Origin of the sequence: Romboutsia faecis (genome assembly GCF_014323405.1) — a bacterium.
Taxonomy (GTDB): domain Bacteria; phylum Bacillota; class Clostridia; order Peptostreptococcales; family Peptostreptococcaceae; genus Romboutsia_E; species Romboutsia_E faecis.
The window spans coordinates 80,992-99,331 of the sequence record NZ_JACRWE010000002.1 but is presented as its reverse complement, the minus strand read 5'-3'; the positions used below and the strand labels follow the sequence as shown (position 1 = coordinate 99,331).

The 18,340-nt window shown below is 26.9% G+C and carries 15 protein-coding genes; 3 read left to right on the top strand and 12 right to left on the bottom strand.

Annotation, left to right across the window (positions count from 1 at the left end):
• Window positions 1–121 precede the first annotated feature (121 nt).
• A complete protein-coding gene (locus H8923_RS03815) occupies window positions 122–1,348 on the top strand; it encodes an MBOAT family O-acyltransferase (protein ID WP_317982809.1) in 1,227 nt (408 codons plus the stop codon).
• 15 nt (window positions 1,349–1,363) lie between these two features.
• Window positions 1,364–2,485, top strand: a complete 1,122-nt coding sequence (locus tag H8923_RS03810) for a DHHW family protein (protein ID WP_153923797.1) — start codon at window positions 1,364–1,366, stop codon at window positions 2,483–2,485.
• A gap of 194 nt (window positions 2,486–2,679) precedes the next feature.
• Here the strand turns inward: H8923_RS03810 and H8923_RS03805 are convergent, their stop codons facing one another.
• Window positions 2,680–3,201 (bottom strand): amidase domain-containing protein, encoded by a 522-nt coding sequence (locus H8923_RS03805; RefSeq protein ID WP_187127838.1) that lies wholly within the window; start codon window positions 3,199–3,201, stop codon window positions 2,680–2,682.
• Between the two features lie 38 nt (window positions 3,202–3,239).
• The gene (locus tag H8923_RS03800; RefSeq protein ID WP_172976672.1) at window positions 3,240–3,884 is read right to left on the bottom strand and encodes a DUF3298 and DUF4163 domain-containing protein; all 645 of its coding nucleotides are present in this window, start codon (window positions 3,882–3,884) and stop codon (window positions 3,240–3,242) included.
• A gap of 281 nt (window positions 3,885–4,165) precedes the next feature.
• On the opposite strand from H8923_RS03800, the gene H8923_RS03795 reads away from it, so the two are divergent.
• Window positions 4,166–5,170 (top strand): LCP family protein, encoded by a 1,005-nt coding sequence (locus H8923_RS03795; RefSeq protein ID WP_153923791.1) that lies wholly within the window; start codon window positions 4,166–4,168, stop codon window positions 5,168–5,170.
• A gap of 102 nt (window positions 5,171–5,272) precedes the next feature.
• Here H8923_RS03795 and H8923_RS03790 read toward each other — a convergent pair whose 3' ends face one another.
• The 10 genes from H8923_RS03790 to H8923_RS03745 form a co-directional block, all read right to left on the bottom strand.
• On the bottom strand, window positions 5,273–6,442 hold the full coding sequence (locus tag H8923_RS03790) for a C40 family peptidase (protein WP_153923789.1): 1,170 nt from the start codon (window positions 6,440–6,442) through the stop codon (window positions 5,273–5,275).
• A gap of 178 nt (window positions 6,443–6,620) precedes the next feature.
• Window positions 6,621–7,259 (bottom strand): sugar transferase, encoded by a 639-nt coding sequence (locus tag H8923_RS03785; RefSeq protein ID WP_243139865.1) that lies wholly within the window; start codon window positions 7,257–7,259, stop codon window positions 6,621–6,623.
• 301 nt (window positions 7,260–7,560) lie between these two features.
• Window positions 7,561–8,700, bottom strand: a complete 1,140-nt coding sequence (locus H8923_RS03780; RefSeq protein WP_153923787.1) for an ABC transporter ATP-binding protein — start codon at window positions 8,698–8,700, stop codon at window positions 7,561–7,563.
• A gap of 12 nt (window positions 8,701–8,712) precedes the next feature.
• Complete coding sequence (locus H8923_RS03775) at window positions 8,713–9,510, bottom strand: ABC transporter permease (RefSeq protein WP_153923785.1); 798 nt, start codon at window positions 9,508–9,510, stop codon at window positions 8,713–8,715.
• A gap of 432 nt (window positions 9,511–9,942) precedes the next feature.
• A complete protein-coding gene (locus H8923_RS03770) occupies window positions 9,943–10,950 on the bottom strand; it encodes an NAD(P)H-dependent glycerol-3-phosphate dehydrogenase (RefSeq protein WP_153923783.1) in 1,008 nt (335 codons plus the stop codon).
• Window positions 10,951–11,115: 165 nt separating this feature from the next.
• The gene (gene tagD, locus H8923_RS03765) at window positions 11,116–11,523 is read right to left on the bottom strand and encodes a glycerol-3-phosphate cytidylyltransferase (RefSeq protein ID WP_153923781.1); all 408 of its coding nucleotides are present in this window, start codon (window positions 11,521–11,523) and stop codon (window positions 11,116–11,118) included.
• Window positions 11,524–11,555: 32 nt separating this feature from the next.
• A complete protein-coding gene (locus H8923_RS03760; protein WP_153923779.1) occupies window positions 11,556–12,782 on the bottom strand; it encodes a CDP-glycerol glycerophosphotransferase family protein in 1,227 nt (408 codons plus the stop codon).
• 247 nt (window positions 12,783–13,029) lie between these two features.
• Window positions 13,030–14,142 carry a glycosyltransferase family 4 protein gene (locus H8923_RS17600; RefSeq protein WP_207707747.1) on the bottom strand — a complete coding sequence of 371 codons (1,113 nt, stop codon included), beginning with the start codon at window positions 14,140–14,142 and terminating at the stop codon, window positions 13,030–13,032.
• Window positions 14,143–14,204: 62 nt separating this feature from the next.
• A complete protein-coding gene (locus H8923_RS17595) occupies window positions 14,205–17,021 on the bottom strand; it encodes a CDP-glycerol glycerophosphotransferase family protein (RefSeq protein WP_172976671.1) in 2,817 nt (938 codons plus the stop codon).
• A 78-nt stretch (window positions 17,022–17,099) separates the two neighbouring features.
• Window positions 17,100–18,209: a CDP-glycerol glycerophosphotransferase family protein gene (locus H8923_RS03745; protein WP_172976670.1), complete on the bottom strand. Its 1,110-nt coding sequence runs from the start codon at window positions 18,207–18,209 to the stop codon at window positions 17,100–17,102.
• Between the last annotated feature and the right edge of the window lie 131 nt (window positions 18,210–18,340).

Below are 18,340 nucleotides of genomic sequence, written 5' to 3'. Positions count from 1 at the left end.
TTACTTTTTACCCTTAGTATTAATCTGTTATTTCATGTCTCCCTATAGGTTTAAAAATTTAGTTTTATTTATTTTTAGCTTAATTTTTTATGCCTGGGGAGAACCTATATATATTTTTATAATGATATTTTCTATTTTTTCAGATTACATACATGCAATAATTATAGATAAAAATAGAGGTAATATTAAATCTAAAATAGCTTTAATATCTTCTATTATAGTTAACTTGAGTTTGCTTACTTTTTTCAAGTACAGTGATTTTTTAATATCAATTTACAATAATGTTTCAAATAACAATATTGCTATGCTAAATTTAGCCCTACCTATTGGAATTAGCTTTTACACATTTCAAACTATGTCTTATTCTATAGATGTATATAGAAACGAAGCGCCTGTTCAAAAAAACATTCTTTCTCTTGCTACTTATATTACATTATTCCCACAATTAGTTGCTGGGCCAATTGTTAGATACTCAGACATTGCAAGAGATTTAAATCATCGTACACATAGCTTTGATAAAATCTATGATGGTGTTTGTAGATTTATTATAGGACTTTCTAAGAAAGTTATTTTAGCTAATAACTTAGGTATCATTTGGTTTAATATAAAAAATATATCTTATAATAGTTTATCTGTAGGAACTGCTTGGCTTGGTATAATTTGTTTTACACTTCAAATATACTTTGATTTCTCAGGTTACTCTGATATGGCTATAGGACTTGGAAAAATATTTGGATTTGAATTTTTAGAAAACTTTAATTATCCCTATATATCAAAATCAATTACAGAATTTTGGAGAAGATGGCATATTTCATTAGGTGTTTGGTTTAAAGATTACGTATATATTCCTCTTGGAGGAAATAGATGTAGCAAAAGAAAATGGTTATTTAATCTCCTTGTAGTTTGGTTTTTAACTGGACTTTGGCATGGGGCTAGCTTTAACTTTATAATTTGGGGACTTTACTTTGGATTTATTTTAATCTTAGAAAAAACCTTCTTATTAGAAAAGCTAAAACAACTACCTACATTTATTAGTCATATATATACAATCTTTTTAATTCTAATAAGTTTTGTCCTGTTTGATATAACAGAACTAAGTAACGTATTTGATTACTATAGGTCCATGTTTAATTTTAGTAATACTTTGTTTGATACAACTTTTTACTATTACCTGGTTCCAAATATTTTATTACTTCTAATAGGAATATTTGCTTCTACTCCAATATTTAAAAACATACTTACAAAGTATCCTTTATTAAAGTTTTTAACATTAATTTTTGGATTAATTTTATCTACTAGTTTCTTAGTTGATTCTACTTTTAATCCATTCTTATATTTTAGATTTTAAGGTATAGGTGATTTTATGAATAAAAAAAATATGCTTAAGTATTTTACTGTAATCATTTTCTTAGGTTTTATATTTATATTCCCAATTATAAATATACTTACACCAGACAAAACCGTCAGTACCTTAGAAAATAAGATACTAACCCAAATGCCAAGTATTTCATTACAAAAAATAAAAAATGGATCCTTTATGAGAACATTTGACGAGTATACCTCAGATCAGTTTCCATTTAGAAAAGAATTTATATCTATAAAAAATAGCTTTAGTTATACATTAGGTATAAGAGAATTTAGGAACATCTATGTAACCAAAAATAACAGACTTTTAGAAAAATTTATATTTAATAAGAAAAATTTAGACAAAAATATTTCCCAGGTAAATATACTAACTAAAAAACTATACAAGGATTTTAAAATAAAATCTAGAGTTATAGTAATACCTACATCAATTGCATTTTATAATAATGAGCTACCATCATATGCAATTAGTGATAATCAAGAAACAGTATTAAATTATATAGATAAAAATATATCATCCTTTTATACACCATATAACGTATTAAAGAAGAACAAGGACAAGTATATTTATTTTAATACAGATCATCACTGGACCCAATTAGGAGCAATGATGGCATATAACGATTTATATAAAGATGAAAACATTAAATATAATAACATAAGCGAAAGTTTAGATAATTATAAAGAAGTAGCGAATGACTTTTTAGGAAGTTACTATTCAAAAGCTATTCTTCCAACAATAAAAAGTGATATTATATATGCTTATGAAAATTATAATGATTTTAAAATGGAAGTGGATTTTACGCAAAGCTTTAATACCCTATATGGAGAAGACAAACTAAAAGGAAAAAACAAATACCAATACTTTCTTCATGGAGATCCAGCCTTTGCAATAGTAGAAGGAAATCCAAATATAAAAAAAGAAGTTCTAATATTCAAAGACTCCTTCGCCCACAACTTCATTCCATTTTTAACAACAAACTATAGTAAAATACACATAGTAGACCCACGCTACTACAACATAAACTTAGAAGAATACCTAAACAAGAATAAAAATATAACAGAATCATTATTTATTAACAATATTCAAACACTAAATAATGAGATATTCTATAAATAGTATTAAAGATTTAATATATATCAGATGCTTTTATCACTTTATGCATCAACAAATATACATTGGATATATTATGGATAACGGTTTAGAATTCGCTAGCGTGAATGAGTGAAAAACTAATTACTCTTATATTTGCAGCATCTTTTCAGCTGTATGTAAGGCAATTAGTATTCACACATTCACGCCGAGTTCAAAACCTACCATTCATAATACCCAAGTATCTTTAAATACCTTCTCTCGCCTTCTTTTAGGCTCAGTGGATAATTCAACAAGTCTGAAGTATGCTGACATATAAGATAATCTATTAAGTACTCTCCTTCTAAAATAACATCTGTAATAATCATATTATGATAAGCTCTACCCTCATATATTAACTGTACTATATCCCCTAATTCCAATTCATTATAATTTGCTAGTCGAGCATATACACCATAATTACTTGTGTTTTCATTATTATTACCAGTTATATATTTGTAAAAAGGTTCAGCAGCTGTCCACGTTGGAGTTCTGCTATTATCACTATACCAATACCATTGCTTAAGAACATCACTACCTGAATGATCAAATGGGATATCTCCAGCTTTTAAACACTGAGAAATAAAATTAGTACAATCTCCTCCCCAATTTTCATAATCTTTATATTCTCTATTTCTTCCAAGAGCCCACTTTTTTGCATAAGCTGCTGCTGCTTCTCTGTTATAAGGTTTTAGTTCCTTCACAAATAATTCCTCCAATCTTATATTTATCTTTTATAAATTTAGAATAATACCTCACTTATAAAATACTCACTAAAGTAGTCAATAGCATCCTCATACATTATTTTAAACTCTAAAATATTTGTGATTGAATTACCCATTTCATAACTTGAAAAACAAATTACCAATCCATCACTTTCAAGATAAAAAGGCTGATCCTCATATATTTCTATAGAGTGTATAATATTAATTAACTCATCTTCTATTTCTTTTTCACAATACTCAAGCCTTCCACTCAATTGCAATCTTATTGTATTTGTTAGAAATTTTTTATAATCTATCACCTTGTCAAAAATATCTTTTAGCTTAATTTCTTTTTCTAAATTAAAATCATAATTATATGAGTTTATATAACTTATGTTGTAAAGTCCTATAAATTGATTAAATTCTATAGGTATACTTATAATATTATTTTCATTAAAAGTAACTGTATATTCTGTAAGCAAATTCGTTAATATATTTGATTCGTCTTCACTTAATATTTGTTGAACTACCTCCTTAAAACATAATACATCTTCATATATTCTTTTATTTATAAAATTCATAAAATTATTTTCTTTATTTAATAGTTTTATAATTGGATAGTTCAAAACATATCTTACACTTTTTTCTTCCTTTTCTATTATCCCATTCTCAATTATTAACATATGCATTCTCCTCTTCACATTGGTATATAATAATTAATATGAAAAATAAAATACTTTTGTTAAGTATACATTCTAACAAATACTTTTTCTAATAAACTTCTATATATTAGAAGATATTAGATGTTACCTACTATTATTAATTTAAATGATTTAATTTTATTTTGAATTTTATATTATTTGTACATATGTTGAACTTTGTTTTATTTAGTCTATTGAATATATTGTCATACTTTAATATAATTAGAGGTATGTTAAATAAAAATTAGAAAGAAGGGATTATATTGTCAAACTTAAAAAAGCTAGTTATATTTCTAGCAGTTTTAGTTATTGCTCTTCCTGCAAGTGCCTTTGGATACGTTTATTTTAAATTGAATTCAATACATGATTCTAGTATAAATACCGATGCTCTAAATAAAATCAATTACGAAGGTAAAAATGGAGTAACAAATATTCTACTAGTTGGTACGGATGGAAGACCGGGAGAGGAAAATGTCAGATCAGATGCCATGATGATACTCACAGTAGATGATGTCAACAAAAGTCTTAAGCTTACATCATTAGCTCGTGATACTTATGTAGATATTCCTGGGCATGGTTATCAGAAGCTAACTCATGCTTATGCATATGGTCAAGCAAACTTATTAATAGAAACAGTAGAACAAAACTTTGAAATAGATATTAACAATTACGTAGTTGTTGACTTCTTCTCATTTATGGATATAATTGATGCCTTAGGCGGAGTTACTGTTGAAGTAAAAGAAGGGGAAATAAATGAAGTAAATAAATTTATCAAAAAAGAAACTTATAAATGGGATGATAATCCTAATAAAGGTCCTATGGAGTTAATAGAAAGCGCTGGAAAGCAAACACTTAATGGATATCAAGCATTATCATTTGCTCGTATTAGAAAAAATGATACTGCTATGGAAAGAGATAGAAGACAAAGAGAAGTTATTCAAGGATTACTTGATGGTGTAAAGAATTTACCATTAACTAAATATCCTAACTTAATAAATACAGTACTTCCTTATATAAAAACTAATATGAATCCTACTCAAATTTTGGGATTAGGTGCAACTGTATTAGGTCTTGGAAATCTAGATATAAAACAAATAGAATTCCCTATAGATGATGATTTACACAGTAAGGGTGGAATATATGGTAGCTCTGGTTGGGTTCTTAGATATGATAAGAGTTCATTACCATTGTTACACGACTTTATATATAACAATATTTTCCCTGAAGATAACGAATTATTTAACCAAACATATATGCCAAGCTATTAAAAAATTTACTTTGCTTTAATAATACATCGGTAAAATATTTCAATTTTAGTAGTTGAATATATAAAAAAACGGTAAACTTTTTAGTTTACCGTTTTTTATATATTAATTAACAATTCTTCTAGCTGTTACAAATTTATTTTTATAATAAGATGAATTTATACTAGTAGTTTTTACTACATCTCCTGGCTTAGTAGAATGTATCATCTTACCATCACCTATGTATATTCCAACGTGACTTATACCTTTTCCATTTGTATTAAAGAATACTAAATCACCTGCTTTTAAGTTACTCTTACTTACAGATTTACCTGCTGAAGCTTGAGATTTTGATGCTCTTGGTAGAGTTATTCCATTTTGCTTATAAACATAATATGTAAGACCTGAACAGTCAAATGAATTTGGTCCTTCTGCTCCCCATCCATATGGCTTTCCTAATTGTTTTTTAGCAAGAGCTACGGCTTTTGTTGCGGCGTTAGATTTTTGAACAACACTATATGGATCTCCATTGCTTACTTTTATATATTTACTAGATACCCATCCTTTACTTCCACTTGGTAAAACAACATTATACCATCCGTTTGAAGTTGATAAAATACCTACTTTTTGTCCTGATTTTAATGAACCTACTGTAGAGTAATTAGTTCCTGCACCTTTTCTTACATTTAAACTAGATGTATTTACAGTTCCTATTTTATTACTTACATTTGATTGATTACTACTTGAAGTATTATTAGAAGTATTGCTACTAGTTGAAACCTTTATGTAATCACCAGATGCCCATCCTACAGTTCCATTAGATAACTTTACTTTATGCCATCCATTTTTAGTTTCTTGTATTGTAACTTTATTACCCTTCTTTAATGTTCCTACTTTAGCATGGCTTGTACCTGCCCCTTTTCTTACATTTAAAGTTGAAGTTGTTACTGTTCCTGTTTTTTTGCTAGATGAACTATTGTTAGATGTTGAGTTGTTACTTGAAGTTACTTTTATATAATCATCTGATACCCAACCAGTTTTTCCATTTGATAATTTTACCTTGTACCACCCTTTACTACTTTCAGTTATGGTAACTTTATCATTTTTATATATTTTTGTAAGTATAGCATTATTAGTTCCTGGACCTTTTCTTACATTTAAAGTTGAAGTATTTACTACACCAGTTTTGTTAACACTATCTGCATTAGCTACAGTTATATTTCCAACTAAAGACGTAGAAGCTGCAATGATAACTGCAGTTGCTGCGCTTGTCCTTATATTCTTATCTATATTCATTTTATCTATATCTCCCTTATTAAAAAGTATATATACATCTATATTACCATAATTATTCCTATATTACCACATTATCACTTGTAATTTTTTGTAAAATTATCTGCATTTATAAATATGTATAAAAAAACATCCATTATTTTCTTACAAATAATAGATGTTCTTTATTTTATATTATCTTTTAGTCTCTTATTCCTTCTGATTTTAAAACCTTTAATCCAGTAATAAAAGCAATTTTCAAGTCAAATTTTAAACTTATATTTTGTAAATATTCATAATCATATTTAACTTTTTCATAAATGTCAATTTCATCTCTTCCATTTACTTGTGCCCATCCACTTATACCTGGATATAACGAATCAACACCTTTTTCTTTTCTTAAGTTTATTAATTTAGTTTCAGAAACTATAACAGGTCTTGGACCTATAAATGTCATATCTTTTTTTAAGATATTAATTAACTGTGGTATTTCGTCTAAACTACTTTTTCTAAGGAATTTCCCTACTTTTGTAATTTCACACCCACTTTTATTAATCTGATTTGTAGGAACATTAGGAGTTCCTTCTTTCATCGTTCTGAACTTATATATTTCAAATGGTTTACCGTCTTTTCCAGATCTTGTCTGCTTAAATATTATAGGCCCTTTAGACTCCAATTTTATAGCAATTGCAATAAATATCACTAGTGGACTTACTAATATAGAGAATATAATAGCTAGTATTATATCAATATATCTTTTTATTTTAGGATATATATCTTTATTATCACGTGTCTTTTTGCTTATATAAGTCTTTTCCATCTCTATATGTTGTGCATCCAACACATTCCCTCCTAGTATTAATAAATTTTTAATTATCAAACTTTAACATTATATTTAAAAATTTAATTTACATTATATTTTGTTATTAATTTGTTAATAATAAATATATTATACTAGAAATACATATAAATTTAAAGTGTGAAATTATATCTTCATATTAACTTCACACTATATTTAGTATTATTAGCAAATAAGATTATATATATTGCTTGTATATAATAGTGTCTTTGTAAGAATTTATTTTTAAATATATAATATATTAAAATTCACAATGAATGTTATAAATTCTTAATATTAGTTTTTATTCTTTATTAAGAGTAAGTCGATTTCCTTTTACATCTATACTTAAATTCGTAGATGCATCAATATATTTACCAGTTTTGCTTACATACCAAATTTGTCTTTTATATTCTTTATTTCTAACATCAATATAAATGTATATTTTATAGCTTCCTTTTTCTATCTCATTAGGATTAATTTCTATATGATAAGATTTTTTTCTTTTCTTAATATAATCTTGTTTTTGTGGGTAAATTTTCAATTCATTGCTATCACTTTTTAATTCAATATATTTAATATCTATATCATAATCTCTATCTATCTCTATGTCACCTTTAAAAATAAACTTACCATCATTTATTTCTATATTTCTAAGATTTTGCTGTAATTCTACTATATTATAATATTTTTCAGGATCTTTTAGTATATCTTCAACTTTTGCTCCTTTTAAATATTGTTCATATAATCTAGATACTGTTTCAATATTATCATAAAATAACATTTTTCCCTTATGAAGCCACAGTCCCTTTGTACAGAATGATTTTATTTGATTTATAGAATGTGAAACAAATAGAATAGTTTTACCAGACTTTTTAAATTCATTCATTTTATCCATACATTTTTTTCTAAATATTTCGTCACCTACTGCAAGTACCTCATCTACAACTAATATATCAGGATCTATATTTATAGATATCGCAAATCCTAACCTAGACTTCATACCACTAGAATACATTCTAACAGGTTGATCTATATACTCTCCAATTTCTGCAAAATCGATTATATCATCAATTTTAGAATCAATGTAATCTCTTGTAAAACCTAACCCATATCCTTTTAGATATATATTTTCTCTACCAGTCAAGTCACCATTAAATCCCGCTGTTAACTCTAAAAGAGCAGATACATTTCCATCTACTTCAATATTTCCTTCTGTAGGAAACGTAACTCCTGTTACCATTTTCAATAGGGTCGATTTACCCGATCCATTTTTCCCTAAAATTCCTATAACTTCTCCTTTTGGTAATGCTATATCCAGTTTATCTAATGCCTTATATGGTTTATATCTCTTACCAAAAAATAAGTCCTTAAATCTATCTTTGTCGTTTTTATATAACTTATACTCCTTAGTTACACTATTTATTTTTATTGAATATTCCATATCATCATCCTCTTATAAAACATCTGCAAATTCTTTGTGTAGTTTTTTGTAAACAATTGATCCTATTATAGCTAATACAATTATAAGTAACCATATATATATACTATATCTTCCTTCAAAGAACCATTTTTTATATAAAAATATATCTCTATACCCTTCTACAAAATAATTTATAGGATTTAGTTTTAATATAAACTTAAGAGTTGGAGAAGATACATTGTCTATGTTCCATAATATAGGGGTCATCCATAATAATGCCTGCATAGAAGACTTTACTAAATTTTCAAAATCTCTACTTATAACAGCAAGTGAACCAAATGTCCACGACAATATTATAAAGAATATAAGCATAGTCGGTACATAATATAATAATTGTAAATAATATATATCAGGGTAAAAACCATATGACACAAATATCAATGCTATGGCTACAATCATCCCAAGTTGAATATATAGTTTTGATAATAATACAAAACTGGGTATAGTCGATATAGGAAACTTCATTTTTGTTACAAACTGTCTATATGATCTTATAGACATCGTTCCCGCAACTATTGCATCACTTATAAAGAACCACGGAAGCATACCTGCTATTAACCATAGAGCAAATGGAAATCCATCCATTGGAGCGCCTTTTCTTATACCAACTTGAAAAGCAAATAAATAAACAGCTATAGTTACCATTGGCTTTACAAAAGCCCATAAGTATCCAAGTGCCGCACCTTTATAATATTTAATTAAATCTGCCTTTGCTAGTAATAATGTTTGTCTAATATTAGTCACATTTTCTCTTAATATATTCATTAACATATTTTATCACCTTTAATTCTGTATTGTTGAACAATTTTATTTAATTACTAAAAAATATTCATAATTTAAATATTACATTTTATTAGTATCTTATATTTTAATTTATAATGCTTTACATAAACTTAATTATATCAAGCTTTGATAACCTACAAATCCCCCCTGCCATCTATATCATTATTATTTATATAACTAATTTAGTATAACACGATTTTAATATATTTAAAATTAAATTTAAGTATTAGTGTCAAAATATAATATATACTTAGTATCTAAAATTACAGTATGGTTTAAAATTATTTTTTGTTATCTTAGTATTTCCAATTTTTAAGTTTATAACTATAATCTAATCATAAATACATAATCTCAATTCCTACAAAATCCAATTTCTTTTGTAATTAATAGTAGGAATTGAGAAATAAATTTTTTAATAATTTACCTACTGATATCTTCCATTTCATGTACTTTTTTTCTCATCATTAACTCTGCTACTACCTCATTAGGATTACTATTATCATATAATACAGAATAAATTGCAGATGTTATTGGCATATCTATATTTAATTTCTTAGATACTTCATAAGCAACCTTTGTAGCTGTTATACCTTCAACAACCATTTTTACCTCTTCCAATGTTTCTTCTAGGCTTTTTCCTTGTCCGATTAATATACCAGCTCTTCTATTTCTACTATGCATACTTGTACATGTCACAATTAAATCTCCTATACCTGTTAGCCCTGAAAAAGTACTTTCTTCTGCTCCCATAGCAACACCTAATCTAGATATTTCTCTAATACCTCTAGTCATTAATGCTGCCTTTGCATTATCTCCGTACCCTAGGCCATCACAGATACCAGCTCCAAACGCTATTATATTCTTAAGAGCTCCACCCAATTCAACACCTATAATATCTTGGTTAATATAAACTCTAAAGTTTGAATTCATAAATGCATCTTGAACCTTCTCTGCTGCATTCATATCATGTGATGATACAACTACTGTAGTTGGTATTTCTTTTGATACTTCTTCTGCATGAGATGGACCTGAAAGTGCAACATATTTATTATTATATAGCTCTTCTTTACATACATCAGATAATCTAAGTCCGGTATTACTCTCTAAACCTTTCGCAACATCAACTAATATCTGATCATCAGTTATAAAAGGTTTAATTTGCTGGCAAACCATTCTAATAGCTTGGGACGGAACTGCTAGTACTATTATTTCACTTCCAACTACAGCTTCTTCTAGGTTTACCGTTGTAGTAATATTTTCAGGTATATGAACCCCTGGAAGGTATTCTATATTTTCTCTATTTTTATTTATATAATTACATTGCTCTTCATTCAACGTCCACATAGAAACATCAAATCCATTTTTAGCTAATACTAATGCTAATGCCGATCCCCAGCTTCCTGCACCTAATACACTTACTTTATTCAAACTAATTCACTCCAATCAAAATTTACCTAAATATTATATATAAAACAAAATTTGTTAATTTGATATATCATTAAATATTATATCTTTAATATTTAATGACTATTCTCAATTAATTAAAAAGGATATCTTAATTAAGACACCCTTTTAATTAAACGTATTTATATATTATAGTTTTATTTTTTCTTCATCTTTATTTATTATTTGCTTTAATAAAGTTGTTGATATTGACTTAGTTCTAGGAAGATATATAACTTCACAGTAATCCTTTAAAAAGTCAAATTTACCCTTCCAATCATCTCCCATAACAAATATGTCAATGTCATGTTTCTTTACATCATCGATTTTTTGATCCCAATGATCTTCTCTTATAACCTCATCAACATATTTAATATTTTCTAAAATTTCTTTTCTTTCTTCAAAACTCATGACAGACTTTTTGCCTTTTATTTCATTAAATTCATCTGAAGATAATGCTACAACTAAGTAATCTCCTAATTGCTTACATTTTTTTAGAATATTTAAATGTCCGTAATGTAATAAATCAAATGTTCCGTATGTTAAAACTTTTTTCATGATCTTTACTCCTAAATCTATATAGTTTTATTTTATTCAAATACTAAATCTACAACCCGTTCTGATGCGTGTCCATCTTCTAAAGAGCATATTTGCCTTGTAAATCTTTCATATTTTATTTTGTAATCATTTACTACAGTATCTAAATCTTTAATATTGCTTAATAATACGTCCTCATCTTGAATTATTGGACCTGGTAAATCATTTATATCTATATAGAATCCTCTTATATTTTCATCATAGTCATCTAAGTCAAACATGTAAAATAACATTGGTCTTCTTAAAATAGAATAGTCAAAAAATACACTTGAGTAATCTGTTATAAGTAAATCACTTACTAAGTACAATTCATTTATACTATCTGTCGCCTTTGAGAAGTATACAAAGTCCTCTAATCCTTCTTGATCTATATTATTTACTATTAAATAGTGTGGTTTATATATAACGAAATAATCATCACCTAATACTTCTCTCCACTTCTTAAAGTCAACCTTAGGCGTAAATGAATATCCTTTAACATCATATATATTATCTCTCCATGTTGGAGCATATAATATAACTTTCTTAGATTTGTCTATTCCTAAGTTATCTTTTATACTTTCAACAAGCTCCTTATCATAGTTTGTAAGAATGTCATTTCTTGGATATCCTGTTTCAATTATCTTATCTCTTCCTACACCAAATGCTGAAATAAACTTATCTGTTGAATACTCATTTGGAGATATTAGATAGTTATATTTTTCAACATCTTGATCATAAGTTTTCACCATATCATCTTTAGACATCTGAGTTCTATAGAAGGTTGCATTTTCTCCTATTTCTATATCTCTGGCCAACTTTTTTAAAGGTGTACCATGCCATGTTTGAAGATATATCTGGTTACTTTTCTTATACATATATGATGGTGTTTTTGAGTTAAATATCCAGTATTTTGATTTAGCTAAATAGTAGAAATGTTTTAAACTATTGTATCTTACTACTTCTCCTCTATCTAGCTGTAACGATGATGGCTTTCTCATTACCCATATAAATTTCCAATCATTAAACTTTTCTTGACTCAACATTTCTTCATATATAGCTCTAGGGTTACAAGAGTATCCTTTACCTAAAAAAGAATCAAATATAACCATCTTATCGTCTACGGGTACTAGTTGCCTAAAGTGTTTAAATGCAAACCTTTTGACTTTTGTTATGCTACGTTTTACAAACTTAAAAACTTTAGGGTGCTTTTTTAGTAACTTTAGAATTGCACTTTTCATTAGGTTTATCTCCTTCCCCATACTAATTCTACGTTCATACATCAATATATTATATCAAAAAGATTACACTTATAAAAGTTTTATTTTCAAGAAATATCATATTCTGACTTTATTCGCAAACATCTTTTACTCAATCTTTATTTCATATATTATTATGATCTGGTATAATAGTTTTTAATTTTCGCTCACATATTATACAAAAAAGGTGAACTCTATTGTAGCTCACCTTTTTCCATATATAAAATTATTATTTATTAGATTTTATTTTTTCAAATAACTTAATCCACTCATTACCTATAACATCTATCTCGTATTTCTTTACACTATCAATAGCATTATTACCTAATTCTTTTCGTTTCTCATAATTGCCCATTAGATTCATTAGTTCTTTAGCAAACTCATTTATATTTCCATCCTCAACTAATATTCCATCTTCTCCATGAGTTATTATCTCGCCTGGTCCTCTAGGACAATCAAAACTTACCACTGGAACGCCACATTGCATTGCTTCTACGATTACCATTCCAAACCCTTCATATCTAGAACTTAGAGCAAATATAGATGCGTTTTCTAACTCTAGTTCAATATCATTTGTAGGCCCCATAAGTAGTACATGATTATATAAGCCTTTTTCAATAATTCTAAGCGTTAAGTCCCTCTTATCTCTACCTTTTCCAAATATCTTAACCTTCCAATCAGGATATCTTTCTTTAACTATTTCAAATGCGTCTATTAATAGATCAAAACCTTTTTGATTAACTAATCTCCCCGCTGCTATAATTACTTTATTTTCTAAATTAGATTTCACATGCTCTAGCCTTGGTACAGAATTTGTCAATTTAATTACGGATACTTTTTGATTATTCAATAAATCTTCATAGTCTTTTGTATCTGCATCTGTAAGCGTTGCCAAGTAATCTAACTTTCCATATGATTTTATTATTGAATTCTTCATTCTTGCTGGATATATAGTTATATTTAAGTGTTCCTGACCTATTAACGTAACATTTTTATTAATATACTTGGTCGCTAGTATATTAAAACTCGGTCTTGTAGTTATTAAAATCCCCTTTTTTATAGTCTTCAAATATCTAATCATCTTTATATCAGAAAATAGACTAAAGAAACTATATGCTTCATCATCCGGATGTATAACAAAACTCCTAATTTTCCTTAAATCTGATTTAATCTTTCCTGTTATACCACTACCATTGCTTTTCTTTCTATCTACTAAGACTTTTATCTTTATTCTCGGATCTATATAAAACGATGCTTCTTTATTAAATTTAAAAACACTTATTATTTCAATGTCATAGCCATTTTCAGCTAGGTAGTTTGCTACATTTAGTACTGTTCTCACTGTCCCACCTAACCCATATATGTCGAATATTAAAAAATAAATTTTCATTACTACACCTCAAATTATTTTCTTTTTAAATTAAATACTGAATTCACTACTCGTTTTGATGCCCCTCCATCTTCTAGCGAACAGAATGTTTCTCTAAACTCTTTATATTTTGTAGCGTAATCTAATCTAATATCTTCTATCTTTCTAATACTTTCAAATAATTGTTTTTCTTCTACTATAACTGGACCAGGTGCTTTATTTTCAAAGTCAAAATAAAGTCCTCTTAGATCATTTTTATATGAATCTAAATCGTAAGTATAGAATAATATTGGTTTATTTGAATTTGCAAAGTCAAACATAACCGATGAATAATCAGTTATTAATATATCTGATATTAAATATAAATCAGATATATCATCATAGAACGATACATTTCTAACTAAATCGCCGTAGTTTCCACTATCTACTCTACTCGCATCAAAATAATGTAGTCTTAAAAGTAGCACATATTCATTACCAAATTCAGATGCAAACGTATCTATATTAAATGGAGTATTATAAGTCGAGTTTCTACTTTCATTTTCTCTCCATGTAGGTGCGTATAGTATTACTTTTTTTCCTTTCGGTATATTCAACTTCCTTCTAAGCTCTTGCCTCTTTGTGTCTACATTGTCTTTATAAAAAACATCATTTCTAGGGTAACCTGTTTCCAAAACTGTATTTTCATACTTATAAGCTCTGGATAAAATTTCCCCCGTATATGCATTTGGTACAACTAACATATCCCATTTACGTATTCTCGCCATAAGTTCTTCCGATGTATTTTCTTTATATGCTAATGAATCTTCACTTACATCGAAACCTAATCTTTTTAAAGGGGTACCATGCCAAGTTTGTAAGTTTACAACACCAGGTCTCTTTTCAAAAAAGTCTGGGAAGTTAGCATTATTTACAAAATAATTAGATCTAGCCATATAGTAGTAATACGCTAAACTTCTTGGCCTTACCATTATAGGTTTACCTGGTAATTCTTTGTATATATCATTTTGAACCCATACATATTTGAAATCTGCATTAGATTCAAGTAATTCTTCATATATTGCTCTTGGGTTACAAGAATAGCTTTTTCCATAATAACTTTGGAATAATACCATCTTTTTATTTTTTGGAAATACTCTATTTATGAAATTATAAAGAGGAAGCTTTATCCTTTCTATTATCGTTTTAAACACTTTATATTTCTTAAACTTATCTTCCATTGTTGTTCTTATTGCTAATGGATTTATATTTATAGAGAACTTTATTCCGCTAAGGTAACTTGTAATTTCACATTCACTTAAAGCTCCTGATAAGTTTGATAAAATATTTCCAAGTGTTATATCTTTAAATTGAGATTTTTCAATAATAGCTTCGAAGTCATGCTGAACTAAAGCATTCTTTTTTAATTTAATACTCCATTTACTTTCAAGTTCATATATTCTACCATAATCCCCTTTTAGTATTATCTTTCCAATCATTTCATTTGGCACTGTCTTATCAACAGCATTTCTTACATACATCGAACCTTTTATTCTTATATTTCCATCTATAATATCAACACTATCTACTTTTTTTATTTCTAAGTATCTTCTTATTTCAAGTGCTAAATTATTAATTAATGTATAATAAGGCTCAATTACCGCAGCTTGATTTTTTACATCGTATTGCAAACATCTCGGAAAAATCATAATTTCCTTTTTATTTTCGATTTCATCTAATCTTGATGCAAATCGATACTCCATCCCATTATGAACTATATATATATCATAAATACCAAACTCAATTCCTTTAAGTTTTAAAAAGTTATTTAGTGGTATTACAATTTCTGTTCCTGTAAATGACGATACTACATTATATTGTTCTTTTAATGTACGATTTCTAAATAATACATCTATATCGCCTTTTGGAATTAAAGAACTATTATGAGTATCTTCTTCATTTAATTTTAATGTCATTGAATCTACATCTACATATACTTCACTGATTTCTATCTCATGACTTATATCACTAACATTTACTCTTAATTTCCCCTGATTATTTTCAGACTTAAAAACAGCAAGCCATTTTCTTCCTTCATCTTTAATGGTCATTGTTACACTTGTTTTACTTTTAGTATAGAGTGGTGTTTCCTTCTCTATATCTCCATCACAGTATCCTATAACTAAATTTATAACATCTAAATATTCATCTAAATTTAATTGTTTCAAATCAAGATTTATATTAAATTCATGAGTACATTCATCATTTTTATTAAAATGTAGAGTTAAGCAATTTATATTAGAAGTATACTCTTTATACTTAACCTTACAATAAATTTTAAAATCATCAGTATAATTTATCGATAATCTATCAAGATTTATATATCCATTTATATTCAATAATCCTGATTCACTAAGTTCAATAGTCTTTATATTCGTAATCTTTTCATTACGGTCTATAAAAATAGAAGCATTTCCTCTTTCTGTGGTATAGAATCTTATATATTGCTTTGAGTTTTTATCATAATAGACAGCATCTGAAAGATCTATATCCATACTAGAAACTCTATCTAAAGATTTGTGTGCATCGTTGGCTATATAAAGATCACATCTTGAACCTTCTATAAATTGAATAAAAGCTTGTATATCTATTTTAGCTAACAATGTAGCTTTTTTATAATTTTTAGTTTCTAAATCTAGTTGAAATTTATTAGCCACATTATCAGTTCTTCTTTTTACGATAAGGTATAACCCCTTAATAAAATCATCTACATTTTCATCTAATTCTATATCAAATTTAAGTTCTATAATATTCTCTGTCCTGTGTATATATATTAGGTTAGAATTTTTTAATGTATTTTTAAATTTTGACACTGTATACGTTCCTTTCATTTACTTTGATAAAGTTTGTTTATATTTATTTAAATCATCATGATAATTATTTTAATCCTATTATCTTTTTAATAACTCAACTACAAATTTTGCTATTCTACTTGTAGATTTTCCATCTTTGTAATCAAAGAAATTATTTTTTAATGCTTTAACTTTTTCTACATCTACATTATTATTAAGTATTGTATTAATAAGTTCTTCCTCACTATATGTTATTTTTCCAGGTGCAAACTCTTCATAGTCAACATACAATCCTCTATTTTGTTTATAATGTTCTAAATCTGGAGTATATAGTATGATAGGTTTTTCTAAAATTGAGAAATCATATATTATCGCTGAGAAATCTGATATTAAAATATCTGTCACAGCAAATAGCTTGTATAATGATTCATCTGATACATTATAAAGATTTTCTATTTCACTATAATCTTTAGTACTATTTATAATCGGATGATATTTACATAATAATATATACTCATCACCTAATGACTTTGATATATTTTCTACATCAACCTTAAGCATCTGTTTATCATATACAGCTTCTCCTCTAAATGTTGGAGCATATAGAACTACCTTTTTCCCCTTTAAAAACGGATATTTTTTATACATTTTACTTTTATATTTATTCATGATATGTTTATCAAATAATAAATCTGTCTTCGAATAACCAAGTGGTACAACTTGATCTTCTTTTACATCAAATGCACTTGATAATATTGCCTTAGAGCTTGAACTACAAGTTATTACGAAATCATAATTTTTTATTTCATACTTTCTTTCAAAATCTTTTCCAAACTTTTTAATTGCACCGCATGCATGCCATATTTGAACTACTCTAGTATCTTTTTTATTTATATTTGAGATTACAAAGTTATTACCATCTATTATAACTACCTTAGATGTTTTGACATGATAAACTTGTTTTATAATCTCTATTACATATCTAAATTTATCAAGCAAAGTATTTTTATACTTCAACATTAAAAATACTTCTTTTGTATTTGGCTCAATTTTATGAATTTCATCACTAATCAGCTTTATTTCTGTTGTAATGTTATTAGACCTATAAGAAATATAAGTAATTTTATTACGTCGAGGTTTTAGATAAAGTGTAATTACATTTAAAATCGTAACAAGCATTTTGGCTATAATTAATTCTAATTTTCCCATAATCATCCTTCTACTTTTCGTTTATTTTAGTTTGTCCTATTTTTATCTTTGAAAAACTAAATAATAATAAATTTTAAGAACCTTTTTACATTTTAATTCATTTTTCGTTTAATATAACTTAAAAAGTATAT